This is a genomic window from Myxococcus sp. AB036A (assembly GCF_006547355.1).
In the GTDB taxonomy this organism is placed as follows: Bacteria; Myxococcota; Myxococcia; order Myxococcales; family Myxococcaceae; genus Myxococcus; species Myxococcus virescens.
In genome coordinates this window covers 73,406-100,162 of the sequence record NZ_VHLC01000020.1, presented here as the reverse complement: position 1 = coordinate 100,162, position 26,757 = coordinate 73,406, and the positions used below count along the sequence as shown (strand labels likewise).

Annotated in this window: 23 protein-coding genes and 1 pseudogene; 12 read left to right on the top strand and 12 right to left on the bottom strand. The window is 70.5% G+C overall.

Annotated features, from left to right (window positions below):
* Nucleotides 1-200: pseudogene (locus tag FL344_RS11275) on the top strand (collagen-like protein); the annotation flags it as partial.
* Nucleotides 201-288: 88 nt separating this feature from the next.
* On the opposite strand, the gene FL344_RS11270 reads toward FL344_RS11275, so the two are convergent.
* The gene (locus FL344_RS11270) at nt 289-798 is read right to left on the bottom strand and encodes a GNAT family N-acetyltransferase (RefSeq protein ID WP_141618514.1); all 510 of its coding nucleotides are present in this window, start codon (nt 796-798) and stop codon (nt 289-291) included.
* Between the two features lie 165 nt (nt 799-963).
* Here FL344_RS11270 and FL344_RS11265 point away from each other — a divergent pair, with 165 nt between their 5' ends.
* A complete protein-coding gene (locus FL344_RS11265) occupies nt 964-1,482 on the top strand; it encodes a hypothetical protein (RefSeq protein ID WP_163884510.1) in 519 nt (172 codons plus the stop codon).
* 415 nt (nt 1,483-1,897) lie between these two features.
* Nucleotides 1,898-2,653 (top strand): DUF1338 domain-containing protein, encoded by a 756-nt coding sequence (locus FL344_RS11260; RefSeq protein WP_141618512.1) that lies wholly within the window; start codon nt 1,898-1,900, stop codon nt 2,651-2,653.
* Nucleotides 2,654-2,660: 7 nt separating this feature from the next.
* Here the strand turns inward: FL344_RS11260 and FL344_RS11255 are convergent, their stop codons facing one another.
* The 3 genes from FL344_RS11255 to FL344_RS11245 are packed head-to-tail and all read right to left on the bottom strand — an operon-like array spanning nt 2,661 to nt 4,892.
* Nucleotides 2,661-3,251 (bottom strand): GNAT family N-acetyltransferase, encoded by a 591-nt coding sequence (locus FL344_RS11255; RefSeq protein WP_141618511.1) that lies wholly within the window; start codon nt 3,249-3,251, stop codon nt 2,661-2,663.
* Nucleotides 3,252-3,274: 23 nt separating this feature from the next.
* Complete coding sequence (locus FL344_RS39905) at nt 3,275-4,504, bottom strand: OmpA family protein (protein WP_141618510.1); 1,230 nt, start codon at nt 4,502-4,504, stop codon at nt 3,275-3,277.
* A gap of 28 nt (nt 4,505-4,532) precedes the next feature.
* A complete protein-coding gene (locus tag FL344_RS11245; protein WP_141591737.1) occupies nt 4,533-4,892 on the bottom strand; it encodes a DUF4398 domain-containing protein in 360 nt (119 codons plus the stop codon).
* A gap of 194 nt (nt 4,893-5,086) precedes the next feature.
* On the opposite strand from FL344_RS11245, the gene FL344_RS11240 reads away from it, so the two are divergent.
* A complete protein-coding gene (locus tag FL344_RS11240; protein ID WP_141618509.1) occupies nt 5,087-5,971 on the top strand; it encodes a 5'-3' exonuclease H3TH domain-containing protein in 885 nt (294 codons plus the stop codon).
* Here FL344_RS11240 and FL344_RS11235 read toward each other — a convergent pair.
* Entirely contained in the window at nt 5,940-7,979 is a 2,040-nt protein-coding gene (locus tag FL344_RS11235) for an ATP-binding protein (protein ID WP_228564950.1), read from the bottom strand. The genes FL344_RS11240 and FL344_RS11235 overlap by 32 nt on opposite strands.
* A gap of 199 nt (nt 7,980-8,178) precedes the next feature.
* On the opposite strand from FL344_RS11235, the gene FL344_RS11230 reads away from it, so the two are divergent.
* Entirely contained in the window at nt 8,179-8,619 is a 441-nt protein-coding gene (locus FL344_RS11230) for a group II truncated hemoglobin (RefSeq protein WP_140860116.1), read from the top strand.
* A gap of 20 nt (nt 8,620-8,639) precedes the next feature.
* Here FL344_RS11230 and FL344_RS11225 read toward each other — a convergent pair whose 3' ends face one another.
* A complete protein-coding gene (locus FL344_RS11225) occupies nt 8,640-9,569 on the bottom strand; it encodes an acyl-CoA desaturase (RefSeq protein WP_228564949.1) in 930 nt (309 codons plus the stop codon).
* A gap of 282 nt (nt 9,570-9,851) precedes the next feature.
* On the opposite strand from FL344_RS11225, the gene FL344_RS11220 reads away from it, so the two are divergent.
* Entirely contained in the window at nt 9,852-10,397 is a 546-nt protein-coding gene (locus FL344_RS11220) for a hypothetical protein (protein ID WP_141618506.1), read from the top strand.
* A gap of 33 nt (nt 10,398-10,430) precedes the next feature.
* Here FL344_RS11220 and FL344_RS11215 read toward each other — a convergent pair whose 3' ends face one another.
* Nucleotides 10,431-11,924, bottom strand: a complete 1,494-nt coding sequence (locus FL344_RS11215) for an ATP-binding protein (protein ID WP_141618505.1) — start codon at nt 11,922-11,924, stop codon at nt 10,431-10,433.
* Between the two features lie 277 nt (nt 11,925-12,201).
* On the opposite strand from FL344_RS11215, the gene FL344_RS11210 reads away from it, so the two are divergent.
* Together FL344_RS11210 and FL344_RS11205 are read left to right on the top strand one after the other, a co-directional pair.
* Nucleotides 12,202-14,163, top strand: a complete 1,962-nt coding sequence (locus FL344_RS11210) for a potassium transporter Kup (RefSeq protein WP_141591731.1) — start codon at nt 12,202-12,204, stop codon at nt 14,161-14,163.
* 278 nt (nt 14,164-14,441) lie between these two features.
* A complete protein-coding gene (locus FL344_RS11205; protein ID WP_228558111.1) occupies nt 14,442-15,458 on the top strand; it encodes a hypothetical protein in 1,017 nt (338 codons plus the stop codon).
* A 10-nt stretch (nt 15,459-15,468) separates the two neighbouring features.
* Here FL344_RS11205 and FL344_RS11200 read toward each other — a convergent pair whose 3' ends face one another.
* Together FL344_RS11200 and FL344_RS11195 are read right to left on the bottom strand one after the other, a co-directional pair.
* Nucleotides 15,469-16,050: a TIGR02265 family protein gene (locus FL344_RS11200; RefSeq protein WP_194863077.1), complete on the bottom strand. Its 582-nt coding sequence runs from the start codon at nt 16,048-16,050 to the stop codon at nt 15,469-15,471.
* Between the two features lie 11 nt (nt 16,051-16,061).
* Complete coding sequence (locus FL344_RS11195; RefSeq protein WP_141591728.1) at nt 16,062-16,799, bottom strand: metallophosphoesterase; 738 nt, start codon at nt 16,797-16,799, stop codon at nt 16,062-16,064.
* Between the two features lie 183 nt (nt 16,800-16,982).
* Here FL344_RS11195 and FL344_RS11190 point away from each other — a divergent pair, with 183 nt between their 5' ends.
* Entirely contained in the window at nt 16,983-18,842 is a 1,860-nt protein-coding gene (locus FL344_RS11190) for an N-acetylmuramoyl-L-alanine amidase (RefSeq protein WP_141591727.1), read from the top strand.
* A gap of 7 nt (nt 18,843-18,849) precedes the next feature.
* On the top strand, nt 18,850-19,950 hold the full coding sequence (locus FL344_RS11185; RefSeq protein WP_141618503.1) for a PD40 domain-containing protein: 1,101 nt from the start codon (nt 18,850-18,852) through the stop codon (nt 19,948-19,950).
* On the opposite strand, the gene FL344_RS11180 is transcribed toward FL344_RS11185, so the two are convergent.
* Both FL344_RS11180 and FL344_RS11175 read right to left on the bottom strand, forming a co-directional pair.
* A complete protein-coding gene (locus tag FL344_RS11180; protein WP_228564948.1) occupies nt 19,940-22,318 on the bottom strand; it encodes an ATP-binding protein in 2,379 nt (792 codons plus the stop codon). The genes FL344_RS11185 and FL344_RS11180 overlap by 11 nt on opposite strands.
* 307 nt (nt 22,319-22,625) lie before the next feature.
* The gene (locus FL344_RS11175) at nt 22,626-23,609 is read right to left on the bottom strand and encodes a carboxypeptidase regulatory-like domain-containing protein (RefSeq protein ID WP_141618501.1); all 984 of its coding nucleotides are present in this window, start codon (nt 23,607-23,609) and stop codon (nt 22,626-22,628) included.
* Between FL344_RS11175 and FL344_RS11170 the strand changes: the two genes are divergently transcribed.
* Complete coding sequence (locus FL344_RS11170) at nt 23,574-24,341, top strand: hypothetical protein (protein WP_141618500.1); 768 nt, start codon at nt 23,574-23,576, stop codon at nt 24,339-24,341. The two genes, FL344_RS11175 and FL344_RS11170, sit on opposite strands and share 36 nt — an antisense overlap.
* Before the next feature lie 654 nt (nt 24,342-24,995).
* On the top strand, nt 24,996-25,985 hold the full coding sequence (locus FL344_RS11165; protein ID WP_141618499.1) for a hypothetical protein: 990 nt from the start codon (nt 24,996-24,998) through the stop codon (nt 25,983-25,985).
* A gap of 59 nt (nt 25,986-26,044) precedes the next feature.
* On the opposite strand, the gene FL344_RS11160 is transcribed toward FL344_RS11165, so the two are convergent.
* Complete coding sequence (locus tag FL344_RS11160; protein WP_140860140.1) at nt 26,045-26,716, bottom strand: DsbA family protein; 672 nt, start codon at nt 26,714-26,716, stop codon at nt 26,045-26,047.
* Between the last annotated feature and the right edge of the window lie 41 nt (nt 26,717-26,757).

Sequence of the window (26,757 nt, the reverse complement as noted above, 5' to 3'; positions counted from 1 at the left end):
GTGCGGGGGCCGCGGGCGCCACCGCGAATCCCACGGGAGCAAGCCAGGCCATCTCCGCGGGCGGTGGGGGCGGCGCGTGCGGTGGAAATGGTGGCTCGGGTGGTGGCGGGACGCTGGCCGCGCCTCAGCCGTCCGAGGCGGGTGCCGCCGGATATGACCTCCGGACTGTCACGCCCACGCCGGAGAACGTGTTCCTGTAGGTCCTGGCGGTTTGGGGGGGATGCGGGCGGCTCGCGGGCAATCAGCTCGCGGGCCGTTCGTGTTTCCGGAGCATGGTTCCGCTGTGCATCAGTCCTGACGTGGCGCGGGGTTCCACGTCATGGCGACGTAAGGGGCGGCGGCCTCCTCGGGAGGCTCGGCGTCCACCTCGAAGCCCAGGCGCTCGTACAGCCTGCGCGCGGGGTTGGTTCGTAGCACTCGCAGCCGGAGGGGGACGCCTGCTTTCCCGGCCTCGTCCCGCACCTGGGTCAGCAGCAGGGTCCCCACGCCGCTTCCCTGGTGCGCGGGCAACAAGGCGATATCCACCACCCGCCACGCCGCCGCGTCCTTCGCGATCAGCAGGCGCCCCACGGGTTGGCCTTGGAGACACACCACCTGGTGGTCGGCGCGAGGATGGCGGGCGGCCCAGTCGTGCGACTGCGCCACCCACTGCATGCGGAGGAAGGCGTCGCGCTGTGCGGGCGCCCAACCCCAGGCGGCGAGCTCGGACTCCCGGGTGCTGGCGTACAGCGCGAAGAGGAAGGGGTCGTCCGCAGCCGTCGCGGCGCGCAGGTCGATGGACACGGTGGCGAGCAGCATGACTCGACGGGCGACGACGCGTCCATCAGCGGACGGCCACCGCGGTGCTCCGTCATCCGCCCAACGGTGGATGCAAGCAGCGGTAAATCCGGACGTCCTCGCAATCGTGGTTGGACGTCAGACCCGGATGAGATTTTCGGGAGCAGTTCCCGAAGGAGCCACACGATGAAGAAGACGCGAGACGAGGCACTGAACCTCCAGGAAGTGGGGGACATGGAGGCGCGGTGGCGGGGCCTCGCCACCCAGTTGCTGGAATTGGGGGACGACGCGATGGATGCGCAGTTGCTGGTGGCCTTCCGCGCCGCGCGTGAAGAAGGGGTGGTGCCTCCCGATGCGGGCTTCTTCCTGGTGGCCCACATCCTCACCTCCATGGCGGACGAGGCGATTGGCGACGAACCCCGCGTGTGCCGCCTGGCGCTGGAGCTGGAGCTGATGGAGCGGGAGTACGGCGTGGAGCAGGGCGTCTGGCTCAGCGGCGAGGAGACTCCACCCGAGGACTGGGAGGCCCTGCGCGCGGCGTATGAGGCCGCTTGCGACGAGGCCCGCGCCACCTTCTTCACGGCCTATGGCGAGGAGGAGATGGCCCGCCTCTACCTGGATGACCGCATCTGCTTCCACCGCCGCTTCGAGAGCGGGCGCCGCTTCTTCCACGGACTGCCCATGCTTCCCGAGCACCTGCACTGACTCTCAGTTCTCAAATTCTCTCATTCAAATGATGTGAGCCGTCTTTCACGCATCTCAGGCGGAATGTTGCGGCTACAAAGTTTGGATTAGCAGGACTTCAAGCTAGCTCAACGCTGCGTTGGTGAGGCGGCTTGCGGCGTCCTGGCATTTTCCTTCGCCACACCCTATTCCGGCGCTCGCTTCCGGGTGGCGGGTGGAGTGGCGGGGAAGAAGTCAATGCATACCATACCCTCGGTGTGAAGACTCGAAACTCCAAGGCGAGTCTTCAGCAGCTTCGCTGCTCGGCGGCGCGCGTCTCTGGCTGAAGTCCCCTCCAAGGACCCGGGGCCGCGCGCCGCCGCTCTTTTTTCCTCGGGACGGTGGCCCGGGCCGCCACGGCGGCCGTCGGCGGGTGGTGGCGCTAGATTCGCGCGCCATGACCACCGACTCCGCCCACCGTCTCCTGGACCTGCTGTGGGAGCGCTACGCCGCGGAGGTGCCCTATGCGCGCACCTTCGTGCAGCTCTCCGGGGGCCGCTTCCGCAATGACCACGTCGCGCTCCGCTCGCTGGCCCGGCCCGGTGGTGGCATCGCGCTCTTCTCGCAGCCCTTCATCCGGCTCGGCTGGAAGGCCGCGGGCGCGTACACCTTTCCGGATGCGCACCTGTCCGCCATCTATTTGTCACATCCGGCGGGGCTGCCCCGCATCTTCATCTCCGAGCTGAAGCAGGAGGAGCTGTCCCCGCGCGCTCGCGAGCTGCTCGCCCGGCTGCCCGAGGACCCCGCACCTCCCGAGGACGTGGACGCACTGGCCGCGTGGTTCGGCCCACCGCCCCCTCCCGACGAGGCCGCGCTGCTGGAGCTGGAGAAGGAGTCCCAGTATGGCGCCTGGCTGCTCGCCTTCGGCCGCAAGGTGAACCACTTCACCGGCTCGGTGGACGACGTGGAGGCGTGGCAGCGACGCATGCGCGAGGCCGGGGTGCCGATGAAGGCCGACATCGAGGGCTCGCCCGGGACGTCGCTGCGGCAGACGGCCACGCAGGCCGCGCCGCTGCCGGTGCCGCTCAAGGGCGGTGGCTCGCGCTCCTGGCCCTACGCCTACTTCGAGATTGCCCAGCGCACGCCGGACTTCGACGGCTTCCTGGGCTCCCAGGCCCGGGCGCTCTTCGACATGACGAAGCGCGGCGAATAGCCCCGGCTCATCCCCGCCGGCCAGGGGCAATCAGCGCGTTGAGGACGTGGTCGCGCCACTGGCCGTCGATGAGCAGGAGCTCCCGCGCGATGCCCTCCACCTGGAAGCCCAGGCGCTTCAGCACCGCGGCGCTGCGCAGGTTCTCCGGCAGGTGGTTGGCCTGGAGCCGGTGCAGGCCCATGACGTTGAAGGCGTAGTCACACAGCGCGCGCAGGGCCTCCGTCATCAGGCCCTGGCCTTCGTAGCGGTGGTCCAGGCCGTAGCCCAGGTCCGCGGACTGCAACGGGCCTCGGCGGATGTTCGTGAGTGAGGCGTTGCCGATGATGGGCGACAGCTGGATGGGCTGGTTTCGCGGCAGCAGGAACACGCGCAGCGACAGGTCGAGCCGGAAGTCCTCGCGGTCCTGCGCCAGCCGCGTGCGCCAGTACGTCACCGAGAAGAAGTTGGCCGGCCGTGCCGGTGACACGGTGGAGACGTGCTCCCGGTTCGCTTCGTGGTACGCGAGCACCCGCCACGCCGCATCCGGTGGGAGCTGCACCAGGTGCAGGCGTTCGGTGCTCAGCAGATTGGAAACTGCGCCTGGGCCCATGGCGGGCATTCAACTCCGGCGTCCGTGGGATTTCAGCGCCGAGGCGTCGTCGGGGGCTCGGCGCCGCTGCCGCCAGTGGCCTCCTCTCCTCCACGCGGGAGGATGATTTCAACGCGCCGGTTGTTGGCGCGGCCCTCTGGGGTGGAGTTGTTGGCGATGGGCCGGTACTCGCCCAGGCCGCGCACCTGGATGCGGTCGCGGCTCACGCCCTGGCTGATGAGGAACTCCCGCACGTGCTCCGCCCGCCGGTAGGACAGGGCTTCGTTCATCGCGTCCGAGCCCATCGAATCCGTATGGCCTTCGATGACCATGGGGCTGTCGGACACCTTGAGCGCGTTGGCCACCTCCGTCAGCTGCTCACGCGCCGTCGGGAGCAGGTCCACGGCGTTCGACGCGAACAGCACCTGCCCTGACATGGTCAGCACCAAGCCTCGCGCCTCCTCGCGGACCTTCACGTCGCGCGCCGTCGACTCCAACTGCGTCAGCGCCTCCGTGGCGCGCCGTTCCGCGTCGAGCCTCGCCTGTCGCTCGCGTTCCAGCTCCCGCTCCACCTGGCGCCGAGCCTCCTGCTCCGCTTCCAGCTCCGCCGAGCGCTGGAGCAGTTCGTGGTTCTCCTGGGCCAGGCGCCGGGATTCGGACTCGGCCCGCGCCCGGCGCTGCTCTTCTTCCTGAAGCCGCGTGGTCTTCTCCGCCAGCCGCCGCGACTCCGCCTCCTGCTGCTGGGCCAGCCGCCGCAGCTGTTCCGCCTCGTGCTGGCGCCGCTGGGCATCCATCCGAATGCGCTCGGCTTCCTGCTGCTGCGTCACGGCGTGCTGCCGGGCCTGTTGCTGTTGCTGGAGGGCTTGCAGCCGCTCACGCTCGGCCTGGGCGAGCTGCTGCCGGGCCGCATCCAGCTCCGCCTGCGAGCGCTGCCACTGCCGCGCCTGCGCTTGCTGGAGCGTGGCCTGGGCCTCCGCCTGACGCCGCGCCGCCAGGTCCGCGGTGCCGCGTGCCCCCGCCGTCTCGGACTTGCGCAACGCCACGTAGGACAGCGAGCGGGTGCGAGGAGAGTCCTGGCTGCGGTCGTACTCCCGCTCGGCTTCCAGCAGCGCATCTCGCGCCGCCGCGACGTCTCGAGGACGCTCTCGGCCCTGGGGGCTGGTGGAGACCTCCTGGTAGGCCGCGCGCGCGTTGAGGAGTTCCTGTGGCGGCGGTGCGTGTGCGCACCCCACGGCGGCCAGCGCCGTGACGCCAGCGAGGGCCTTCCATCCACGCTTCAGCATGTCGCTCTCTCCTATCGAGGTTGGCTGCTCACGGCTGGCCGCGGCGCAGGGACTCCGCCTGGGCGGCCGTGCGTCGCGACTCGCGCTCCAGCGGGACGGCCCGGGCCAGCGCCTGCGCCAGCTCCGCGTCCGCCTCGGCCTGCATGAAGCGCAGCTCCGCGGCTTCCTGTTCGCCTTCCACCCACAGCCGCTCCGCGTCGGCAATCTGCTGCCGGGCGAACTCCAGGTGTAGGGCCGCTTCCGGGACTCGGGCGGCGCCAGCGCCTTCCGCCGCGCGCAGCGAGGCTTCTGCCTGCACCCGGTGCTCGTTCGGTGCGGGAAGCACCTGCCGCCCGGCGCATCCCACCATCGTCAGGCCCAGCAGCACCGCCGCCAGCTTCAGGCGCATGGTTTCACCTCCTGCCGCTCGAGGACGTGGACACGCGTCATGGCGCGCCCAGACGTAGAGGTGGGGCCGCGGAGACAGGCCGGCAATCCGACCGTGGCAGGGTTGGCCGAAGGGCGGGCGGGCAGCCTTGCAAGCGCCTTCCGGGCGCACCGAGGCACTGGCCGGCGTGTGCCACCGGGGGTAGAGAGGGCGACATGCGCCTGCACCTGGTCGACGGCACCTACGAGCTCTACCGCGCCCACTTCTCACCCCGTCCGGGCCATGCCGCGCCGGATGGACAGGACGTGAAGGCCACGGTGGGGCTGATGTCCTCGCTGCTCGCGCTGCTTCACGACGCGGACGAGGCGGTGACGCACGTGGCGGTGGCGTTCGACAACCCCATCCGCTCGTTCCGCAACGCGCTGTTCGACGGCTACAAGAGCGACGAGGGCGTGCCGCCGGAGTTGCATGCGCAGTTCGACCTGGCGGAGGAGGCCGTGCGCGCGCTGGGCGTCACCGCGTGGTCCATGAAGGAGCAGGAGGCGGATGACGCGCTGGCCACCGCCGCGGCGCGCTGGGCGGACGCGGTGGAGCAGGTGCGGCTGCTCACGCCCGACAAGGACTTGGGCCAGTGCGTGCGTGGCAGCCGCGTGGTGCAGGTGGACCGGCGGCAGGAGAAGGTGCTCGACGAGGAGGCGGTGCGCGCGAAGCTGGGCGTGCCCCCCGCGAGCGTGCCGGACCTGCTGGCGCTGATGGGCGACGCGGCGGATGGCATCCCCGGACTGCCGGGCTTCGGGGAGAAGGGCGCGTCTGCATTGCTGAGCGCGCATGGCCACCTGGAGGACATCCCCGCGGAGGCGTCCGAGTGGAAGGTGCGTCCCCGGGGCGCGGAGAAGCTGGCTGCGACGCTGCGCGAGCACCGTGAGGCCGCGCTGCTCTACCGCCGACTGGCCACGCTGGTGACGGACGCGCCGTTGCCGGGCACGTCGTCACTGGAGGACCTGGCGTGGAAGGGCGTGCCGGCCGCCGTGTACGAAGCGTTCTGTGACCGGCTGGGCCTGACGACGCTCAAGCGCCGTCCCAAGCGCTGGGCGCCGTGAGTTCGTGCACGGGCAGCGCCGTGGGCGCATGGCGTGGCAGCCGCACGGTGAAGGTGGTGCCCGTCTCCTCCTGGGAGCGGGCCTCCACCGTGCCGCCGTGGGCCAGGACGATGCTGCGCACGATGTAGAGCCCCAGGCCGATGCTGCGCCGGCCCTGGTCCTCCGGGCGCACCGTGGCGCGCTCCAGCGGCTCGAAGATGCGCGGCTGCCGCTCCAGGGGAATCGCCGGGCCCAGATTGTGGACCTCCAGCACGACGCCGTCGTCATCGCCTCGGGACGTCACCCGCACGGGCGTGCCGGGCGGGCTGTACTGCAAGGCGTTGCCCACCAGGTTGCCAATGAGCTGCGCAAGCCGGTCCGGGTCCCACGTGCCCACGCCATTTCCGGTGCGCTCCGTCTCCAGGTGACGGTCGGGCCAGCCGGCGTGCACCTCGTCCAGCACGGTGCGAACGACTTCGTGCAGGTCCATGGGCTGCGGGTACACCGGAAGCCCCGTCCCCTGACGCGCGCGGGTGAAGTCGAGCAGGTCGCGAATCATCCGCGTCGCGCGGTCCGCCGAGCTCCGGATTCGCTGCGCCTGACGCTCCTGCCGTTCATCCAGCGGTCCGCGCTGGAGCATCATGGACACCGCCAGGGTGATGGCCCCCAGCGGGTTGCGCAGGTCGTGGCTGACGATGCCGATGAGCTGCCGCTCGAAGTCCGCGCGGGCCTTCATCTGCTGCGCCAGCTCTGACTCCTTGTTCCGCGCCAGGACGGAGTCCGTGACTTCCACCGCGAACAGGATGACGGCCGTCAGCCGTCCGCTGGCGTCCCGCATCGGCTGGTACATGAAGTCGAAGTAGCCTTCCGGCGGAAGGGCGCCGGGCACCTGGGCGATGCGCACGGGCAGCTCCCTCGCGCTGAAGGGCTCACCAGTGGCGAAGACGGCGTCCAGCAACTCGAGGACGTTCTGGTCCTCCAGCTCCGGCAGGGCCTCGCGGAGCGTGCGGCCCACCAACTGCCGCTGGCCGAAGCGCTGCCTCAGCCGCGCGTTGGCCACCACGCAGCGCTGGTCCGGCACGCTCAGCACGCCGAGCAGCGCGGGCACCTGTTCGAAGAGCGTCGCCAGCATGGCGCGCTGCCGGTCCGACTCTTCCCGGGCGCCGCGCTCCAGCTCCAGCAGCCGGGCCCGGGCGGCCTCGGCCTCGTGGCGCTCGGTGACGTCCTGCATGGCGCCCACCACCTGCGTCGCCTTGTCCTGCGCGTCGCGGATGATGTGGCAGCGGTCCGCCACGTAGGCCCAGGAGCCGTCTCCGCGCTGGAACCGGTAGGTGTCCTGCCACTCGTGCTCGGGGCCCTCCACGGTGGCCTTCCGGCTGGCGACGACGCGCGCGCGGTCGTCCGGGTGCAGCCGTTCCTCCCACCAGCGATGCTCGTCCCGGATGGTTCCGGGGGCGTAGCCAAAGACTTCGTGCAGTCCGCTCGTCCAATCCATGAGGCCCGTGCGCGGGTCCCACTCCCACACCGCGTCCCGCGTGGCGCGCGCCGCCAGCCGGAAGCGCAGCTCGCTGCGCCAGGCGCGCTCCTCGGCGGCCTGGACCTCCGTCAGCGTGCCTTCCAGCCGCAGGCGTCGCGCCCGCTCATCCTCCAGCGTCTTGCGTCGCGTGCGCTCCCACTGCGCCAGGGCCTGGACGCGCGCGGCGAACTCCACCGGGCGGAAGGGCTTGAAGACGTAGTCGTTGGCCCCCGCGGACAGGCCCTCCACCACGTCCTCCGCGCGCGTGTTCCCGGTGATGAGCAGGACGGGGACGTGCTCGGTGGCGGGATTGCTCCGGACGAAGCGGCAAACTTCCAGGCCCGACATGCCGGGCAGGTGCCAGTCCAGCACGAGCACCTCGGGCACGGGCCCCTGCGTCAGGGACTCCAGCAGCGAGGCCCCGTCCAAGAACCCGGTGACCCTGCAGTAGGGCTCCAGCGCGCTGCAGATGGCCTGGGTCTCTACCGGACTGTCGTCGAGCACCCAGGCCACGGGAGGGGAAGGTGCGGCGCGGGGGGAAATGGGCACGGGTGGCCGTGGCTCTAGCAACCGCCTCTCACCCAGGTCAAATCTTCCAGGGTGAGCGGCCCATGGACCGCCTGCCTCTCTGTCCGCCGGAGGTCAGCCGGGCGTTTCGAGGGGAATGACGAGTCTCCATGAAGCCGGGCGCTTCCAGCGGTAGAAAGAAAGCATGTCCGTACAACTGAAGATGCCCACCGAAGACGACTGGGTCCCGAGCCCGGACGACCTGCCGTACCACCGGTTGGGCGGCACCGACGCGGCCATGGCCCTGGCCGAGGCTTTCTACGACGCCATGGACGCCCACGAGCCGGAGCTGGCGCGCCTGCACGAGCTGGACGCCGAGGGCCGGGTGAACCGCGGCACGCGTGAGCGGTTCGGCTTGTTCCTCGCGGGATGGCTGGGCGGGCCGCAGGACTACACGGAGCGTCACGGCCACCCCCGACTGCGCATGCGTCATGGCCACCTGTCCATCGGCGTCGCCATGCGTGATGCGTGGGTGCGCTCCATGCAACGGGCCATGGATGCGCGGGGCATCACCGGAGGCCTGCGCCGCTTCCTCGATGCGCGCTTCGCCCACGTGGCGGACTTCCTGCGCAACGTCGAGGAGTGAGGCACGCCCACATCGGAGCGTCAGGCCCGGAGTAGGGCGAGCACGCAGAGGCGCCGGGTTCGACGAGGCTCCGGGCGGCGCGGGCGTGCGCCCGGACGCAGCGGCAGGTGGGCCAGCGACTTCACGTCATGCACCAGCCGCAGCGCGGCCAGTCCGCGCACGGCCCACCAGCCCGGGTCCGGCTGCCGCCACCCGAGCCCCATCTGCGCCGAGGCCGGGTAGACGTGGTGGGTGTTGTGCCACGACTCGCCCATGCTCAGCAGCGCCAGCCAGCCGGCGTTGCGTCCCTGTTCGGCGCAGCCCGGCAGTTCGTAGGGCTGCTCGCCCTCCACATGGCTCACGTAATGGACGCACCAGAAGCCGTCCTGGGTGAGCGCCAGCCGCACCAGGATGCCCCACGCCACCCAGGGCGCCCCGCCCAGTGCGTACAAGGCCAGGGCGAGCGGCACCTGGAGCCACAGGCCCGCGCGCTCCAGTCCGCGGAAGAACACGTCCTGCGTGACATGGGGCGCCGCTGGCACGTCCGCGGCGCCGCTTCGCGGGTGCCAGGTGTGGAAGAGGGCGTAGGCCATGGCGCGCGTGAAGCCCTCGCGGTAGCCGAAGTAGGGGGGACAGTCCGCTTCCGGCTGGTTCTGGTGGAAGTCGCGCAGGTCATGCATGCGGCTCATCGCGATGGGGCCGCCCAGGCCGGCCAGGGTGCCGAGCAGCGCCAACGCGCGCTCCACGGGCGCCGAGGCACGAAAGGCCCGGTGGATGAGTCCCCGGTGCAGGCCCACCGACACGCCCAGGCACATCGTCACCGCAGTCATTCCGGCGAACACCGCCACCGCGCTCCACGAGAAGAAGCAGGCGCCCCCCACCAGCGCTCCCGCGTGCAGGAGGCTCCATCGCAGCACCTTGCCTCCGTCCAGCCTCGCCGTTCCCCACCGCGTGTTGCCCGTCTCCGCCATGGCCCGCTCCTTTTGGAGGGGCGCCATCGCAAGGGGCCTGCCACCGGAGGACGAGCCTGTTTCCGCGGGGGTGCGCGCGCAGGGTGAGCCTGGGTGTCAACGCCGTTCACGGTGCGTGCCCACGGCGTGGGCGGTGGACTCCCGCCGGCCCCTCCCTGGCGGGATGCCCACCGCGCCGAAAGCAATTCCCGGGGGTTACCCCAAGGTGCATGACGGGCCGGTATCCGGTGTCCACACTGTCGTTACTCAGCCGGGGATGAAACCGTACGAGGAGGTCTCCACATGAAGCGCATGCTGATGCCGCTCCGCCGGAGCGTGCTGGTGTTGGGGGTGGTGCTGGGGGCGAGCGTAGCGATGGCTGAACGGAAGCAGGACGCCATCAACATGAAGATTGCCTACCAGTCGTTCAACCTGGAGATGACGCCAGAGGCAGTGACGGGGGCGGACTTCCAGGTGGCTCGCTCGCCCGGGATGCTGAAGGGCCGCGGGCTGAAGGGCAACTTCGCCCTGACGCTGAAGGACGGGGCGGTGGAGGGCGCCGTCGGCGGCGCGCCGGTGAACCTGACGGTGACGAAGGAGGGGGACGCCATCGTGGCGAAGGGCGGATTTGGCGGACGCCCCGTCAACCTGAAGCTGAGCCCCAGCGAGCTGACCATCTACGTCCGCGACTGCACCTACCGGCTGAAGGCGGCGAACACGAACCGCTTCTACACGGGCCGGCGCAGCTGCGACCGGGCCATGACGCCCGACTCGGAAATCTGGCTGCCGGACGAGTTCCTCGCGGCGAGCCCCGAGGAGAAGGCCGCCATCCTGTTCCTCGCGCTGTGAGGGGCGCGCCCGCGCGGGTGGGCCCCGGCGTCCTCACCCGCGCGCACGCGGCAGCACCACGGTGAAGGTGGAGCCCACGCCCAGCTCGCTGCTCACGGTGACGTGGCCACCCATGGCCTCCACCACCTCGCGGACAATCCACAGCCCGAGGCCGACGCCGCTGTAGTCCCGGCCGGACACGGCGCGCTCGAAGCGGTGGAAGAGGCGGGGCAGGTGCTCCGGCGGGATGCCGATGCCCGCGTCGCGCACGTCCAGGCGCACGTGGGTCTCGGTGCTGGACAGCGCCACCTGGACGGGGTTGCCCCGCCCGTACTTCACGGCGTTGGACACCAGGTTGGTGAGCACCTGGTCCAGCCGCAGCCGGTCCCAGTGGCCGCGGGCCTCCAACGGCAGCGTCAACGTCAGGTGTGTGCCCGCGCCCGCCAGCTCCGGTTCGAAGCGCTCCGTCACTTCGCGGACCAGGGCGCCCAGGTCCACCGGCTCCGGGTTCAGCTCCAGCCGTCCGGCGTGGATGCGCGACACGTCCAGCAGCGCGTCGATGAGCTTCGCCTGACGCTTCGCCTGCCGGCCCACCAGGTCCAGCCCCCGGTGCAGCCGTTCCCAGGGGACGGCGTCCGGTGAGCGCTCCATCGCGGTGCGCAGGCTCTGCACCTGGAGCTGGAGCGCGCTGAGGGGGGACTTCAGCTCATGGCTGGCGATGGCCAGGAACTCCTCGCGCGCGCGGATGGCCTGGCGCGCCTCGTGGTGCTGGCGCGCGTGGTCCAGGGCGAGTGACGCCCGGCGCGCCAGCTCCCGCGCCAGTGCCATGTCCCGCGCGTCGAAGGTCCGTCCGGTGCGAGAGAAGACGAGCGCGGCGCCCTTCCGCCCCGGCCACGTCAGCGGCACGCCCAGCCAGGACGGCGGCTCCGCGTCGTGCAGCGCCGGCTCTCCGGACGCGATGATTCGCGACACCGCCGCTTCGTCCGGGACGAGGGGCGTACCCGCATCAAGGGGCTCCCGCGCGTCCAGGCCCGCGGCCACCACGCATCGCACCTCGCCCGGGGCCTCCTCGAGGAACACGCGGCAGGAATCCGCGCAGGCAGGCACGGCGAGCCGCACCAGGTGCTCCAGCGTCGCGTCCTGCTCCAGGCTGGAGCCGAGGACTTCACTGGCCTCTGACAGGAGCCGTCGGTGGGCCTCGCCCCGGCGCCGCTCGGTGATGTCCACCAGCATGCCCAGGCACTGGGCGGGACCGGTGGTGGACGGTGGCATGGGCGCCGCCCACAGCTCCACATGGAGGGGCGTGCCATCTCGCCGGTGGAGTTCCAGCTCCAGACAGGGCGGCTCCAGGCCCTGCGTGGCCTGCTCCTGATGGTGGCGGAACGTCTCCCAGCGGGCGTCGGTGGCCCAGGGGGCGCGGTGGCCAAGCACGTCCTCCCGGCTCCAGCCGAAGAGCCGCTCGGCGGCGGGGTTCCACAGCCGCACCGTGCCATCCAGGTCCATCAGGTGGATGGCCAGGGGGGAGACCTGGAGGATGGCTTCCAGCATCGCTGGACCTCGTGCTCCGGACCGCCGGGCTTCTGCCTGACCAAGTGCCGCCACCATCGTCATCGAGTCCCCCCACCCATCGTGTTGCATGGGAGCATGGCTGTAACGGGGCGAGGAGCGTCCCTCCGGGCAGGGCGGCCGTGCCGTCGCGAATGTCGAACATCCCTGGCCTGGGAGTGTTTGTTCCGGACGCACTCCCCGCCCTAGGGCCCTGTGACGCCGAGGCGGGGATGCGTCAGGCACACAAGGGAATACTCCGTGCGCAACACGGTGGCGGTTGCTCCAGGCCCGGGTTCAGCTAAAGCGCGGCTTCGTGAAAGCGACCACCACCGGAGTGCCGGGCGGCGAAGACGTCAAAAAGGGCCCGGACACCTTCAAGCGCTCGGCGCTGCTGGCCCTCGGGGCCTTGGGCATCGTCTACGGCGATATCGGCACGAGCCCGCTGTACGCGTTGCGCGAGTGCTTCACGGGGGCGCATGGGATTCCGCCGACGCCCGCGAACGTGCTGGGGGTGCTGTCGCTCATCTTCTGGTCGCTCATCATCATCGTGTCGGTGAAGTACCTGCTGTTGGTGATGAAGGCGGACAACCGGGGCGAAGGCGGCATCCTGGCGATGATGGCGCTGGTGATGCAGCGGCAGCGCGCGCAGCCGTCCCACCGAGCGCGTCCGGTGTTGATTACGCTGGGCATCTTCGGCGCGGCGCTTCTCTATGGAGACGGCATCATCACGCCGGCCATCACCGTGCTCAGCGCGGTGGAAGGCCTGCATGTGGCCACGTCCGTTTTCGACCCCTACGTCATCCCCATCGCCCTGGTCATCCTGGTGGGGCTCTTCCTGGTGCAGCGGCACGGTACCGCGGACATCGGCGCTGTCTTCGGTCCCGTCATGTGCGTCTGGTTCCTCACGCTGGCGGGGCTGGGCGTGAAGGAACTGGTCCACAACCCGGCGGTGCTGGGGGCGCTGTCGCCCTGGCATGCGGTGGAGCTGTTCCGCCACAACCACCTGCATGGCTTCCTGGTGCTGGGCGGCGTGTTCCTGGTGGTGACGGGCTGTGAGGCCCTCTACGCGGACATGGGCCACTTCGGCCGCAAGCCCATCCAGCTGGCGTGGTTCTCCATGGTGCTGCCGGCGCTGATGCTCAACTACCTGGGGCAGGGGGCGCTGCTGCTGCGCGACGCGAGCGCCGCGCGCAATCCCTTCTTCCTGCTGGCGCCGTCCTGGCTGCTGTACCCGCTGGTGGCGTTGGCCACGGTGGCGGGCGTCATCGCCTCGCAGGCGCTCATCGCGGGGGTGTTCTCCCTGACGCGCCAGGCGATGCAGCTGGGCTACAGCCCGCGCATGGAGGTGGTGCACACCTCGGCGGAGGAGATGGGGCAAATCTACCTGCCCGGTCTGAACTGGGCGCTGCTGGTGGGCGTGGTGGCGCTGGTGCTGGGCTTCCGCTCCTCCAGCGCGCTGGCGTCGGCGTACGGCATCGCGGTGTCCACGGCCATGGTCATCACCACCCTGATGGCCTACGTGGTGGCCCGGGAGCTATGGGGCGTGCGGCGGTGGGTGGCCATTCCCGTGGTGGGGCTGTTCCTGACCGTGGAGCTGGCCTTCTTCGGCGCCAACGCGGTGAAGGTGGCGGACGGCGGCTGGTTCCCGCTGCTGATGGCTGTCGTCGTCTTCACGCTGATGACGACGTGGAAGCGCGGGCGCGACATCCTGGCGGCCAAGCTGCGCGCGGCCAGCATCCCCCTGAAGGAGCTGCTGGGCAGCTTCGGCGACCACCCTCCGGTGCGGGTGCCGGGCACGGCCATCTTCATGACGGGCAACGCGGAAGGCACCCCGCCCGCGTTGCTGCACAACCTCAAGCACAACAAGGTGCTGCACGAGCAGGTGGTGCTGCTGACCATCCTCTCCGAGGAGCTGCCGCACGTGCCGCACAGCGAGCGCGTGGAGGTGGAGCCGCTGGAGCAGGGCTTCGTGCGCGTGGTGGCGCGCTACGGCTTCATGGAGAACCCGGGCATCCCCGACGTGCTGAAGCGCTGCCGCGAGAAGGGGCTCCAGTTCCAGCTGATGGGCACCAGCTTCTTCCTGGGACGGGAGACGCTCATTCCCACCAAGCGCCCGGGCATGGCCGTGTGGCGCGAGGCGCTGTTCGCCTGGATGAGCCGCAACGCGCGCAGCGCCACCTCGTACTTCCGCATCCCGCCCAACCGGGTGGTGGAGCTGGGCGCGCAGGTGGAGTTGTAGCTCCGTGAACGCCTGAGCCGGGGCGGGTGTGCTTCACCCCACATCTGCCTTGACTCTTTGCGTTGAATGGCGATTCTGTGTCCTGGGCTGCGCCTCCCTGCCACATTTGCGTCCGATTTTACCTCTCGGACGGAAAATTACGGCAGGAAGCAACAATTCGGACCGTATGCCGAAAATCATTTTCGTCCGCCGGAATTGGTCTTCTGTCGGTGGAACGAAGCTCGGCATCTCGAAAACTGGTGTCCCCCGGCACCCCTCGTCCGAAATCAGGTCAGTCCATGCTCCTCGACATTGCGCCCTCGTCCGCGAATTCCGCTGTTGCCCCTGTTTCTGCCTGGGCTTCGTCGGAGCAGACGCTGGAGACGCTGTCGGGGCTGGCGCCGCACACGCTGCTGACGCACGCGGACCTCTACCCGCGCATCTGCGTGCGGGACCCCTACTACGCCCTCAAGGACGTGACGGTGATGGGGGAGGGCGAGGTGGTGGCGCGCATCCCCGTTCAGCAGGACCCGGACGCGGAAGCGGGCCCCATTGGCCTGGGTGAGGCGGGGCGGCACCTGGCGATTCTGGGCTCATGCGCGTCCGCGCTGATGTCGCCCAAGGACGGCCAGCACTTCTACCTGGCGTGCGGCGCGCGCGGGCAGTGGCTGCGCCCCGAGCCCATGGCCCGCGCCACGGACCTGCTGTGGGGGCTGGCGAAGGCGGAGTTCACCGGCCGCCGCTCGGCCACCGCGCATACGCTGCTGTCGCTGCCGGACGGCACGCCGTTCTTCCGCCTGGAGGTGGACTACAACGTGCTGTCCGCCGCCGCCTTCACGCGCCTGTTCGGCGAGGCCCGGGTGGACATGCGCCGCGAGCCGCGCCGCGACGACGGCGTGCAGCGCACCCCCGAGGAGTGGGCCAAGCTGCGGCAGAACCCCTACAGCAAGCCGCTGGCGCTGCGCGACTGGCGGCCGGATGGTGAGAGCCTGTCGGCCACGCTGGGGCCGGTGACGGCGGAGATGTGCAAGGGGCACTTCGCGCTGCACCCGGTGATGCCGGTGGCCGTGGTGGCCAGTGGGATGACGCGCGTGGCCACCACGCTGCTTCGCCGGCTGGAAGGCGCGCCGTGGGCCCGCTGCATGGCGAAGGATGTGCGCCTGAAGGCGGACACCCTGGCCTACGCGGGCCAGACGGTGACGTTCGGCGCCGTTCGCAGCGCGCACGACGGTGACGCGCACACCTTCACCTGCCAGGCGTCGGTGGGTGAGCGCGTCGTGGCCGAGCTGGACGTCACCTACACCCGCGTGGACTGAGCGCCGCGCCTCAAGCCCACTGGATGTCGTAGTCCGCGCTGTCGATGCCTCGCGGCGTCGCGCGCGCGGTGCCTCGCAGGCCCAGCACCTTCAGCGCGCCGGTGAGGATGCCCTCGTGGTAGGCGGGCGGCAGCATGTCCCGGCGCATGTGCAGCGTTCCGGAGGTGGGGCCGGTGGGCACGTAGTCGCGGCTGCCGTAGCTGACGGCCGCGCCGTAGCCCATCTGCGCGCCCGCGAAGAGCTTCTGCGGGTCCCCGCGGGAGATGATTCCGAAGATGAGCATGCCCGGCCCGGTGGAGAAGCGCGTCACGTCCTTCTCTCCGCAGGCGTGGAAGACGGCGTCCTCGGGACCCAGCAGCGGCTCCAGCGCGTCCGCCGCGCGGTAGAGGAGCGTGAGGAAGTCCTGCGCCGGGTACGTGAGCAAGTCGGTGTACGCCGCGCTCAGCGCCCCTTGGCGCACGGTCTCAAGTGCCGTCAGGCCCGCCTGCTGCTGGACGAGGCTGAGCACCGACTTGAAGAACAGCCCGCGCACCGAATCACCAGGGTGCACGGCCGCGAGCCGGGCCTCGAGCTCCGCCTTGTTGGACGGCATGGCGCGCCTCCTCACACCTCGTCGAGCAGCACCGGGGCGAAGCCCGCCGCGTCACACGAGGCCAGCACGTAGCGTACGCCGCCGCGCTCGCCCGTGAAGCCCGCGGCGATGCCGGCCGCGTGCAAGTGGCCATAGACGCACACCTTCGGTCCGAAGGCTTCAATGGGCTCGCTGAAGGCGGTGGACTTCTCGTTCGCGTACACCGGTGGGAAGTGCACGGCCACCACGCGCACCAGCGGCGTGGCGCTGGCCGCCTCCTTCTTCTTCGCGTCCTCCATGGAGGCCGTCAGCCGGCGCGTCTCCCGCTCCACGTAGCCGGTGTCCGCCGCCTCGTCCCCCATCTCCCCACCGGGCATGGGCGGCGCCTCCGGCGCGGTCCACAGCCGGCTGCCCGCAATCACCCAGGGGCCCATGACGACGGCGTTGTTGTGGAGGAAGCCCTCCAGGGTGCGGAAGGGCTCCAGCAGCTTGCGCAGCTTGGAGGCGGAGTCGCCCCACCAGTAGTCGTGGTTGCCGCGCACTAGCACCTTGCGGCCCGGGCGCGCGTCCAGCCACGCCAAGTCATCCATCACCTCGTGGGCCCGCGTGGCCCAGGAGATGTCCCCCGCCACGATGACCACGTCCTCCGGAGCCACCCGCTCATCCCATGCGCGCTGCAGCGGCAGGGGGTGCTCGGACCACCCGAAGCGGTGCATGTCCTTCTGTCGCGTGGAGGGCAGGTGGGTGTCGCCGATTCCGAAGAGCCGCATGGCCCCCTCATAGCGGAAGCCCTCGCCCCTGTCGGCCCCCTCGTCCTATCCCCTGCATCCGGTGTCACGCCAAAAGGTGGGGGGAACTGGAAAGGTAGTAAAGTAACTTTACGTCGAGTTGTCTCGAAACACGTCAGTGCGACATCGGTTGGCCAATCCGACGCCTGGGTTGTCAGGGCTTACATGTGCGTCATCCCTGATTCCAGGTGGTTGCGCCGTCGGGGGCCCGGGTTCGAGGGCAGATTTCTTGACGGGAAGGTGGAGCATCCATGCTCCACCTGGGGTCGAGAAAAAGAGGTGCTCCCTGGGAACGCGTGGCTGGCATGCATGGTGCTCAGGCATGGCGCCCTGCGCCGCTCCCGTGGGACGGGGGCGACCGTGGAGCTGCTGACCCCCCTTCAAGGAGTTTCCATGCACGTGTTGCGCAAGACGTTCGCGGTGACGGCCGCGGCCATGGCCCTGACGGCCTGTGGCCCCCAGACCGAAACGTCTCCGGAAGAAACAGCACCTGAGTCGCAGGTTCCCGCAGGCGCGGTGGACGACGCCGCCCGCGCGGTGGCCGATGCGGCTCGCCGCACGCCCAACGAACTGGACGCGCAGTTCGCGAAGGCCGCTGGTGAGTTCAACGTTCCGGTGAACCTGCTCAAGGCCATCTCCTACGCGGAGACGCGCTGGGAGCACGTCCGCGGCGAGGAGGAGTTCGAGGGCCGTCCGGCGGCCTTTGGTCTGCTGGCCCTGCGCGGTCAGCTCATCACCGACGGCGCCGCCCTGGCGGGTGTGTCCGCGGACGCGGTGCGTGACGAGCCGCTGGCCAACCTGCGCGCCGGCGCCGCGCTGCTGTCGAAGTACGCCGACGAGGCGGGCATCGACCGCGCGGACCTGGGCGCGTGGGCCCCGGTGGCCGTGCGCCTGACGGACATCTCCGACCCGGACATCCAGGCGCACTACATCCACAACGACGTGTACTCGGTGCTGCGCGAGGGCGCGGGCGCCTTCACGCCGGCGGGCAAGGTGGCGGTGTCGCTGGATGCCACCCAGGTCGAGCCGAAGTTCGCCCTGCCGAAGATGCAGGCCCTGGCGGCCGGCCCGGACTACGCGGCCTCCATCTGGCGCCCGTCGCCCAACTACAACGCGCGGCCCGCTGGCATCGGTCAGCAGATGGTCGTCATCCACACCTGTGAGGGTGGCTACTCGGGTTGCTGGAGCTGGCTGACCAACTCCGCCGCGGGCGTGAGCGCGCACTACGTGGTCAACGAGAGCGGCACCGAGGTGTCGCAGCTGGTGCGTGAGTCGAGCCGCGCCTGGCACGTGGCCGCCGCCTACCGCAGCAGCCTCAACGGCGGCGTCAAGTCGCACCTCAACGGCCGGTCGACGAACGACTTCTCCATCGGCATCGAGCACGGTGGCTACGCCAGCTCGGCCTCGTTCTCCTCGGGGATGATCACCACCTCCGCCAAGCTGACGTGCAACATCACCCGGGACCAGGGCATCCCGCGCGACAGCTACCACATCGTGGCGCACGGCCGGCTGCAGCCGGAGACTCGCACGGACCCGGGCCCCAACTGGCCGTGGTCCACGTACATCAGCAAGATTCGCAGCGAGTGTGGTGACGGCGGCGGTGGAACGAACCCGGCCATCGTCGTGGACAGCAACAACGCCAACAACGACTCCAGCAAGGGCTACATCGCGGTGCCGTCCTCCTGGGCGCGTGGCACCAGCGCGGGCTACTACGGCAACGACTACTACTACGCCTCCACGCAGCCCATCTCCGAGCCGGCGGTGTTCCACTTCCACATGCCTGCGGCGGGCAGCCGGACCATCCAGGCTTGGTGGGTGCAGGGCACCAACCGCTCTCCCGCGGCGCCCTTCATGATTACGCACGCGGGCGGCAACAGCACGGTGACGGTGAACCAGCAGACCAACGGCAGCAAGTGGGTGACGCTGGGCACCTACAACTTCAACGCCGGCTGGAACAAGGTGCAGCTGAGCCGCTGGGCCACCGAAGGCTACGTCGTCATGGCGGACGCCCTCCGGATTCAGTGAGGTGGTGATGCGGGGCCTTGAACGGCTTCAACGTTCCTGGCCGTGGCGGGCGCGGTGTCTGACCGCGCTCGCCGTGCTCGGTGTCGGATGTTCCGGCCGGTGTGGCGGGACGTCCGGCTCCGGGCCGCTGTCCAAGGAGGAGGCTCGCGCCATTCCAGGCGCGGTCATCTTCTTGTCGGAGCGGGCAGGGCGGAAGGATGTCTGGAAGGTGAGTCCGGAGGGCGTGGAGACGCAGCTGACTCGCGGCGAGGAGGACATGTACCCCGGTCCCCTGTCGCCGGACGGCAAGTCGCTGCTCGTCATCTCCGCGGCGGAGGAGGACGGGCTGCACCGCCAGCAGATGCGGGTCCTGCCGCTGGATGGCAAGAGCCCGGCGGTACCGCTGCACCCGCCCCGGGCGCGTGCGCGCAACGCAAGCTGGGCGCCGGATGGCACCTGGTTGGTGGCCGAGTCCGACGCGGAGGGCTTCAGTGACGTGGTGCGCCTGGAGCCCCGCGAGGGTGTTCCGGAGGTGCGCCTCACGCAGGTGCCACAAGGCTGCTTCGAGCCGGCGGTGTCTCCGGATGGCAAGGAGGTGGCCTTCGTGTGCAGCCGCGAGGGCGACCCCGAAGTCTACGTGGCGAACGCGGACGGCAGCGGTGAGCGCCGCCTCACCTTCTTCCACCATGAGGACCGCACGCCGAAGTGGAGCCCGGACGGCAAGTGGCTCGTCATCGTCAGCGATCGCGAGCGCAAGGACCGGCTGTACTTCCTCCGTCCGGACGGTTCGGACCTGCGCGCCGTGTCGGGCGAGTCCTTCGAGGGCGACGAGCGCGAGGCCGCCTGGAGTCCGGATGGGCAACGGCTGGTGTACGTGAGCCGTCTGCCGGATGGGAACGCCCGCATCTGGATGGTGCCGGTGGCGGGCGGCGCGCCGGTGGCCCTGACGGACGGCAAGCACCGGGACGACATGCCCGCGTGGAGTCCGGACGGGAAGTACCTGGCCTTCGTGTCCGAGCGCCAGGGCGACACGGACGTGTACCTCATGCGCGCGGATGGCAGCGGGCAGACGCGTCTGACGACCGCCAAGGGGCCGGACTGGTTGCCGCGCTGGGCCCCTACGCGCTGACGGCCGAGCCGTCTCCCGCCGCCGGGGCCTGGTCATCCGGGACCTGGGGCGGGAGCGGGTTCGCGCCGGGCGGGGCCACGGGCAGGCTGAAGCTGAAGGTGGAGCCCTGGCCGGGCTCGCTCTCCACCCAGATGCGCCCGCCGTGCGCTTCGATGATGAGGCGGCTGATGTACAGCCCCAGGCCCAGGCCCTTCGTGTCCGACGCGCCGCTCTTCTGCGTGCGGAAGTACTTGTCGAAGACGCGCGCGGCGTCTTCCGGGCTCAGCCCCGGGCCCAGGTCCTTCACCGACACCACCACCTGTCCCGGCTGGAGCTGGGCTCGCACGGTGATGGGCTTCCCACCGGGGCTGTACTTGGCGGCGTTGCTCAGCAGGTTGGCCATCACCCGCTCCAGCCTCGCCGCGTCCATCCAGATGGGGGGCAGCGCGCCTGGGACCTCCAGGTGGAAGCGCTCGCGCACGTCGGGGGCCACGTCCCGCTCCATCACCTCTTCCAGGAAGCGCGCCAGGTCTCGGGGCTCGCGGCGCATCGTCTCCCGCTGGGACTCCAGCCGCGAGCCTTCCAGCAGGTCCTCAATCATGGTGTTCATCCAGGCCACGCTGCGCTGGATGGCCTCCGTCATGGATTCCTCCTGCTCCAGGTTCCGCTCGCGCAGGGCGCGCCGCAGCAGTCCCACGCGCAGGCTGATGGTGTGGAGCGGATTGCGCAGGTCGTGGGAGATGAGGCTGACGTATTCCTCGCGAAGCCGGTCCAGCTCGTGACGCGTCGTCACGTCCTGGGCCGTGGAGACCACGCCGCGCACCTTCCCGCCGGGGCCGAAGACGGGGGCCGCGGTCATCAACACCGGCAGTCGGCTCCCGTCGGGGTGGAGGATGAGGAACTCCTCGGGCCCTGCGAGCTGGCCCGTGAGCAGCGCGCGGACGATGGGCACGTCCTCCCGGCGAGCCGGCTTGCCGTCGGTGGTGAGCACGAGGGGGTTGATTCCCGTCATCTCCAGCGACACGCCCTTCAGCGGACGCCCGAGCAGCTGCTCCGCGACGGGATTGGCCACCAGCCCGCTGCCGTCCGCCTCCGCGAAGACGATTCCCACGGGCGTGTGGTCCAGCAGGGCCTGCACCTGGCTGCGCTGCATCTCCGCTTCCTCACGGGCGCGCTGGACCTTGGCGAGGTACCGCTCCCGCTCCGACACGTCGCGGACGACAGCGAGCACGCTGGGGCCCTCCGGGCCTGACACCGGGCTCAGCCGCACCTCCAGTGACAGCGGGCTGCCGTCCTTGCGGCGGCCTTGGATGGCGCGCTCGCCCAAGCCGGTGTCCAGGCTCCGGCCACCGGAGAGTCCTTCGGGGATCAGCACCTCCACCTCGCGCCCCAGCAGCTCCTCGCGCGGGTAGCCGAACACCCGTTCCGCCTCCGCGTTGATGAAGCGCAGCAGGCCTTGCGCGTCCACCGTCAGCAGCGGCGCGGGGGTGGTCTCCAGCAGGCCCCGGTAGCGTGCTTCGGAGGCCTCCAGCGCCGCGGTGGCCTGTTGGCGGTGGGCTTCAATGTGGTCCAGGGCCCGCGCGGACATGAGCACGAGCGCCGCGCCGCCCGCGCTCACGAAGGTGGCGAAGATGGGGAGCTTCGCCTCCAGATTGATGGCGCGCACCTCGTGCAGGAGCATCAACACCATGCCCAGCACCGAGGGGCCGAGCAGCGTCACCGGCACCAACCGGCGCGCGAGGAAGCCGCCGAGCGAGTCGCGGGTGATGCGGCCCATCAGCCCCAGCCCCGGCCGTGCGCAGAGCGTGCCCACCGCCAGCAGCATCAGCGTCAGCGCGGTGGGCAGGCCCATGCTGCGCTCGGCGAGGAAGGGCAGGGTGCCCACCGTCAACAAGGGGCCCATCAGCAGGCCGTTGAGGCCCAGCGTCGAGGTCACCAGCGACAACACGACCAGCGTGTCGCGCAGCCGGACGGAGTGGTTCCGCTCCGGGAGGGCCAGGGCCGCGCCCAGCAGCGTCATGCAGGTGGCGGAGAGGGGAGAGGGCCGAGGGAGCACCGACGAGGCGTGTCCATCGAGCAGGCGCAGCATGAGGTGCTCCAGCCCCACGTCCCAGCCGGTGATGTCGCGCAGGAGACTCACCGCGCCGATGACGACCATCACCAGCGCGCAGGCGGTGGCCGTGGATTCCTGATGGCGGAACGGGCGGGAGTGCAGCCGCAGGCCCAGTGCGGCGCCGCCGAAAATCATGGCGATGCCCGTCACCGGCGTCATGGGGATGCCGGCCACGCCGGGCCTCAGCATCTCCACATCCCAGGCCCAGCCCAGGAGGTACAGCGCGCCCACGAGCGGGGCGCCCAGCGTCGCGAGCCAGGCGATGCCGTGGGCCATGGCCGCGCTCCGACGCTGCGGCCTCCAGCACTCGTTCATCGTGGCGTCCCCCAGGAACGCACAGGGCTCCTCCCGTGACGCACCAGCCCGAGGCCCCCGGTCGAGACGCTCCAGTGAGAGATGCGTCGCGCCCTTGCTTCCGGCATCGGACGCGAGTGCGGCGCAGCGATGGGTGCGGACGGTGGGGGCGCCGCCAGTCATTGGCTCGGGCCGTGCGCGCCTCCGTCGGAACATGGGGGCGGCCAGCGCGCGAGGCAGCAGACCCCGAGCAGCCGAGTCGCGAGCGGAAGGCCGGGCGCCGCGCTGTCTAGGGAGGCGGGTGGAGGCCGGGATGGACGGTGAGCACCAGCCCCCAGCCCCGCGCCACGCCCACGTTGCGCGGCGTGTAGCCGTCCGTGCCCGTGACGGACAGGAGGAAGGCCTCCGCGTCCGCGCCCGAGTGGACGTAGACGAACAATCCGTCCGGGCCGGTGCCCTCCTGGTTCGCTCCCTGGAGGTCGGCGGTGGGGTAGTAGATGCGACCAGCCAGCGCCTCCCCGTCGGGGGCGACCTTCGCGCCAGCGACGGGATGGCCGCTGGCATCCACCACGCGCCCCAGCACGAAGCCGGCATCGCGCAGGGTGGCCGCCCGGTTGTCGGTGTGGCCCCGGATGGCGCTCTCCCCCACGGCGATGCTGAGCGCGTCATGGAAGGCGTCCGGCAGCGCCCACACGCGCGCGCCGATGATGTCCGTGCGCGGCCGGGCACCAGTGAAGGCGGAGTCGTAGACGACGGTATGGGCGGGCACCAGGCCCGCGGCCTCCGCGCCCACCGCGAGGCTCAAGTGCATCTCCCGCACCGCCACGTCGCGCACGGTGAAGGCGCCATCCGCGGCGGCCGGCGCGGTGCCGAAGGTGGCGTTGGCGTCATTCACCGCCAGCCGTAGAGGCTCCGCGGCGGTGAGGGGCGCTCCCTCCAGCGTGGGCAGGGGCAGGCCCCGGGCCTCGAGCAACCGCCGAGCTTCGGGGAGCAGGTCCACCGTGCCGCTGACACCAATGCGGAGGTTGTCCAGGTCCACGGCCTCGGCGTCGTCGGTCTGCACGCCAGGGGCGGGTGTGTAATCGCCAGGGCCGCAGCCCAGTGAGAGTCCCAGCACGGCACATGGAACCATCAGGAGAGGACGCATCATCGCGGGAAAGCTCTCCACGGCCTCACGTGGCGGCAATCCACCCCACGCTCCGTTCGTCCCCTGGTCGACGCCGCGGTGGTGTTGGCCATGGGGCTGGAGGGCGCCGCGCTGTCCGAAAAACATCAGCGCCGCGCCCCGGAGTGGGACGCGGCGCCGTTCATGTGGAAGCCAGGTGTTGTTCGCGGGCGTGGCCCGCCTCAGCGCCAGCGGCCGTTGCCGCCGGAGGAGGACGACGAACCCGAGCGGCCGGACGGAGGCGCGCTGGAGCCCGAAGACGACTTCCCGCTGCTGCTACCTCCGCGTCCCCAGCCACCGCTGCTGGAGCTGGAGCCCGAGCTGCTGCTGGAGCTCCGGTTGCTGCTTCCGGAGCTGCTGCCACCGCGTCCCCAGCCGCTGCCGCTGGAGCTGGAGTTGGAGTTGCTGGAGCCCGAGCTGCTGGAGCCCGAGCTGCTGCCTCCCCGCGTGTTCCAGCCGCTGCCGCTGTTGGAGTTGCCGCTGTTGGAGTTGCCGCTGCTCCCGGAGTTGCCGCTGCCCCAGCGGTTGCCGCTGTTGTTGTCACGCGAGTCGTCGTCCTTCGGCGCGGCGTTGTTCGAGGAGCGTCCCGCGGGAGGGCTGCTCCAGCCGCTGCCGGAGTTGTTGCTGGGCGCGGCGTTGTTCGAGGAGCGTCCCGCGGGAGGGCTGCTCCAGCCGCTGCCGGAGTTGTTGCCCTGGCCACGCGACGGCCGGTGGTTGCCGCCCGAGCTGGAACCGCGCGGCGTGGTCCAGCGCGTACCTCCCGGGGGAGGCCGGGTGCCGCTGTACGTGTTGCCGGGCACCGCGGGGCGGTTGGAGGGGCGCGTCGCCGGGCGCACGTAGCCGTAGCCCGCGGAAGCGCTGTGCGTGCGGCTCCACACGTAGCCGCGGTTGCGCTCGTAGCGGTAGATGCTGCCCGAGCTCGGGTAGTAGTCGTGGGAGTGGCGCCCGTGCATGTTGCAGAGGCCGCCGTGCGCGTGCGGGTGGTCGTTCCAGTACCAGACCACCGACGGGCCACTGTAGTAGTACGCGTCGTCCGAGTAGACGTAGTACGTCGTGGTCGGCTCGTAGTCGTGGACATGCACGTGCGAGTACGGGCACCAGCCGCCGCCGAAGTCATCGGGGATGGGGTGGTCGCTCGAATAGCTGTACTCGATGACCTGAACCGGGGCGTGGTGACGTGCCGGCCCGTGGACGTGGGCGACACAGCCAGTGCCCATCATCAGGGCAAGCGGAACGGCGAGGGCGAGCAGGCGGCGCATGTGGTGACTCTCCTGGGCGGAGTGGACGGCCGGGCCGTCCACCTTGCGGCCACGCGAGGAAGACGGCCGAGCGTGGAGAAAATTCACGCCCGGGGGCAGTCCCGCTTTCGTCCACCCTCTAGCCCCAGGATAACGCCCTTCGTCCTCTGGTGGACACCGCCTGGGTTGGTGTAGGGGGAAATGTGCGTGCCGCCTGTCCCGGAAAGGTGAGCAGCGGCGCGAGGGGAGATGCACCATGGCGGAGACGGAGTTCACTTCGGGCGCGAGCTGTCCGCTCCACCCGGGATTCGATGCGGTGGGCACCTGCTCCCGCTGCGGCAACTTCATGTGCCGCACCTGCGGCGAGGGTGGCTCGCAAGCCTGGTGCCCGGCCTGCCGTCAGCGCGAGGGCGTGGGGCAGGCCTTTCCGCTGAACCGCGAGAACTGGAGCGTCTCCGGGCTGATGGACTTGTCCTGGGATGCGTTCAAGCGCGAGTGGGTGATGCTCTGTGTCGGCGTGCTCATCTTCCTGGCGGGCTCCTTCGCCGGGCAGGTCGTCTCGCAAGTCTCCTCGATGGTCGGTGGCGCGACGGGGAGCACCGTCATCACCGTCCTGGGCTTCTTCATCGGGATCATTGGCTCCTACGCCATCCAGGGCGGCATAACGCTGGGTTTCCTCCGGATGAGCATGGACGTGCTCAGCGGCCGGCGCGCGGACCTGGGGCGGATGTTCAGCCAGTTCGGCAAGATTCCCACGTACCTGGGGACGCTGTTCCTGTCCTTCCTGTTGATGCTCCCGCTCCTGTTGCTCATCGTCGTGAGCGCGGTGGGCGCGGGACTGGCGACTGGCACCGTGTCCTGGTCGGAGCTGGTGGCGCTGAAGGACCTGCCTCCCTCGGAGCTGGACGCGGCCGTGACGCCCATGTTGCCGGGCTTCGCGGTGATGGGGTTCGTGGCCTTCGCGCTCTACGTCTTCCCGGGCGGGTGGCTCCTCACGCCGCTCATCCTGCTGCAGCCGGAGCTGGCAAGAACCGACTCGCCCGGCGCCGTGGAGACGCTGCGCCGCTGCTTCGCCTACTCGCGCGGTGAGCGCCTGCCCATGATTGGAACGATGCTGCTGGGGGGCTTGCTCGCCACGGTGAGCGTGTTCCTCTGCTGCGTGCCCGTGATTCCCGCCCTGGGTTTCTTGCAGTTGCTGATGGCCGGGCTCGTCATGGCGCTCAGCAGCGGCGCCGAAGAGGCCTGACCTCCACACGGGGCCTTGCGCGCCCGTCGCGCGCAGGGCCTCCGGAAGGGTGGGGCGCCTCAGTGCACCACGCGCTCGGGTGAACCCGAGCGGGGCACGGACACCTTGCCCAGGCACGCGAGGATGTGCTCGCGGTACTCGGCCAGCTCACGCAGGCCGCACAGCATCCACCGGCCGCCGATGACGAGCGTGGGCACGCCCCGCACGCCACGGTGGGTGGCATCCCGGTGCTCGTCGAGGATGAGGCGGCGCGTCTCCTCCGAGCGGAAGGCCGCGGAGAATTCGTTCATCGCCAGGCCCACCCGCGAGGCCAGCTCGAACACCACGTCCGGGCGGGACACGTTGACGCCCTGCTCCAGCGCCGCGCGCTGCATGGCGCGGGCGAGGAACGCGCGCGCCTGCGGGCCCTGCAGCCGCGCCGCTTCCAGTGCCGCCAGCGCCGGCACGCTGGTGCGCGGTGGATCTCCCCCGAGCCACAGGTCCGTGGACAACATGCGCGCGGCGGCATCCGGTTCGCGCTGTGCGCGCTCGACCTCTTCCACCAACGCGCGTTGTTCGCGCGTCGTGGGCAGCACGTCATGGACGCGCAGCGGATACGGCCTGACGCTCCAGCGAACGGCTTCGCCCAGCTCCTGGCGCAAGACATCGAGGCGCAGGTCGGCGAGGTAGCACCAGGAACACAGCACGTCCTGGTAGACGGTGATCTGCAGCGGCTTGTGCAGCGTTTTCATTTGAGGGCCGCCAGATTAGAGGGGCACCCGCGTCGCTGCCA

Coding starts and splice junctions, on each gene's coding strand:
- FL344_RS11200 (WP_194863077.1), bottom strand. CDS start 16,050: ATGCCGTCCAACAAGGCGGAGCTCGAGGCCCGGCTCGCGGCCGTGCAC.
- FL344_RS11165 (WP_141618499.1), top strand. CDS start 24,996: ATGGCGGAGACGGAGTTCACTTCGGGCGCGAGCTGTCCGCTCCACCCG.
- FL344_RS11265 (WP_163884510.1), top strand. CDS start 964: ATGAAGAAGACGCGAGACGAGGCACTGAACCTCCAGGAAGTGGGGGAC.
- FL344_RS11195 (WP_141591728.1), bottom strand. CDS start 16,799: ATGCGGCTCTTCGGAATCGGCGACACCCACCTGCCCTCCACGCGACAG.
- FL344_RS11255 (WP_141618511.1), bottom strand. CDS start 3,251: ATGCCCGCCATGGGCCCAGGCGCAGTTTCCAATCTGCTGAGCACCGAA.
- FL344_RS11270 (WP_141618514.1), bottom strand. CDS start 798: ATGCTGCTCGCCACCGTGTCCATCGACCTGCGCGCCGCGACGGCTGCG.
- FL344_RS11215 (WP_141618505.1), bottom strand. CDS start 11,924: ATGCTGGAAGCCATCCTCCAGGTCTCCCCCCTGGCCATCCACCTGATG.
- FL344_RS11175 (WP_141618501.1), bottom strand. CDS start 23,609: ATGTTTTTCGGACAGCGCGGCGCCCTCCAGCCCCATGGCCAACACCAC.
- FL344_RS11220 (WP_141618506.1), top strand. CDS start 9,852: ATGAAGCGCATGCTGATGCCGCTCCGCCGGAGCGTGCTGGTGTTGGGG.
- FL344_RS11185 (WP_141618503.1), top strand. CDS start 18,850: ATGCGGGGCCTTGAACGGCTTCAACGTTCCTGGCCGTGGCGGGCGCGG.
- FL344_RS11240 (WP_141618509.1), top strand. CDS start 5,087: ATGCGCCTGCACCTGGTCGACGGCACCTACGAGCTCTACCGCGCCCAC.
- FL344_RS11205 (WP_228558111.1), top strand. CDS start 14,442: ATGCTCCTCGACATTGCGCCCTCGTCCGCGAATTCCGCTGTTGCCCCT.
- FL344_RS11190 (WP_141591727.1), top strand. CDS start 16,983: ATGTGCGTCATCCCTGATTCCAGGTGGTTGCGCCGTCGGGGGCCCGGG.
- FL344_RS39905 (WP_141618510.1), bottom strand. CDS start 4,504: ATGCTGAAGCGTGGATGGAAGGCCCTCGCTGGCGTCACGGCGCTGGCC.
- FL344_RS11160 (WP_140860140.1), bottom strand. CDS start 26,716: ATGAAAACGCTGCACAAGCCGCTGCAGATCACCGTCTACCAGGACGTG.
- FL344_RS11245 (WP_141591737.1), bottom strand. CDS start 4,892: ATGCGCCTGAAGCTGGCGGCGGTGCTGCTGGGCCTGACGATGGTGGGA.
- FL344_RS11180 (WP_228564948.1), bottom strand. CDS start 22,318: ATGGCCCACGGCATCGCCTGGCTCGCGACGCTGGGCGCCCCGCTCGTG.
- FL344_RS11225 (WP_228564949.1), bottom strand. CDS start 9,569: ATGGCGGAGACGGGCAACACGCGGTGGGGAACGGCGAGGCTGGACGGA.
- FL344_RS11170 (WP_141618500.1), top strand. CDS start 23,574: ATGGGGCTGGAGGGCGCCGCGCTGTCCGAAAAACATCAGCGCCGCGCC.
- FL344_RS11260 (WP_141618512.1), top strand. CDS start 1,898: ATGACCACCGACTCCGCCCACCGTCTCCTGGACCTGCTGTGGGAGCGC.
- FL344_RS11230 (WP_140860116.1), top strand. CDS start 8,179: ATGTCCGTACAACTGAAGATGCCCACCGAAGACGACTGGGTCCCGAGC.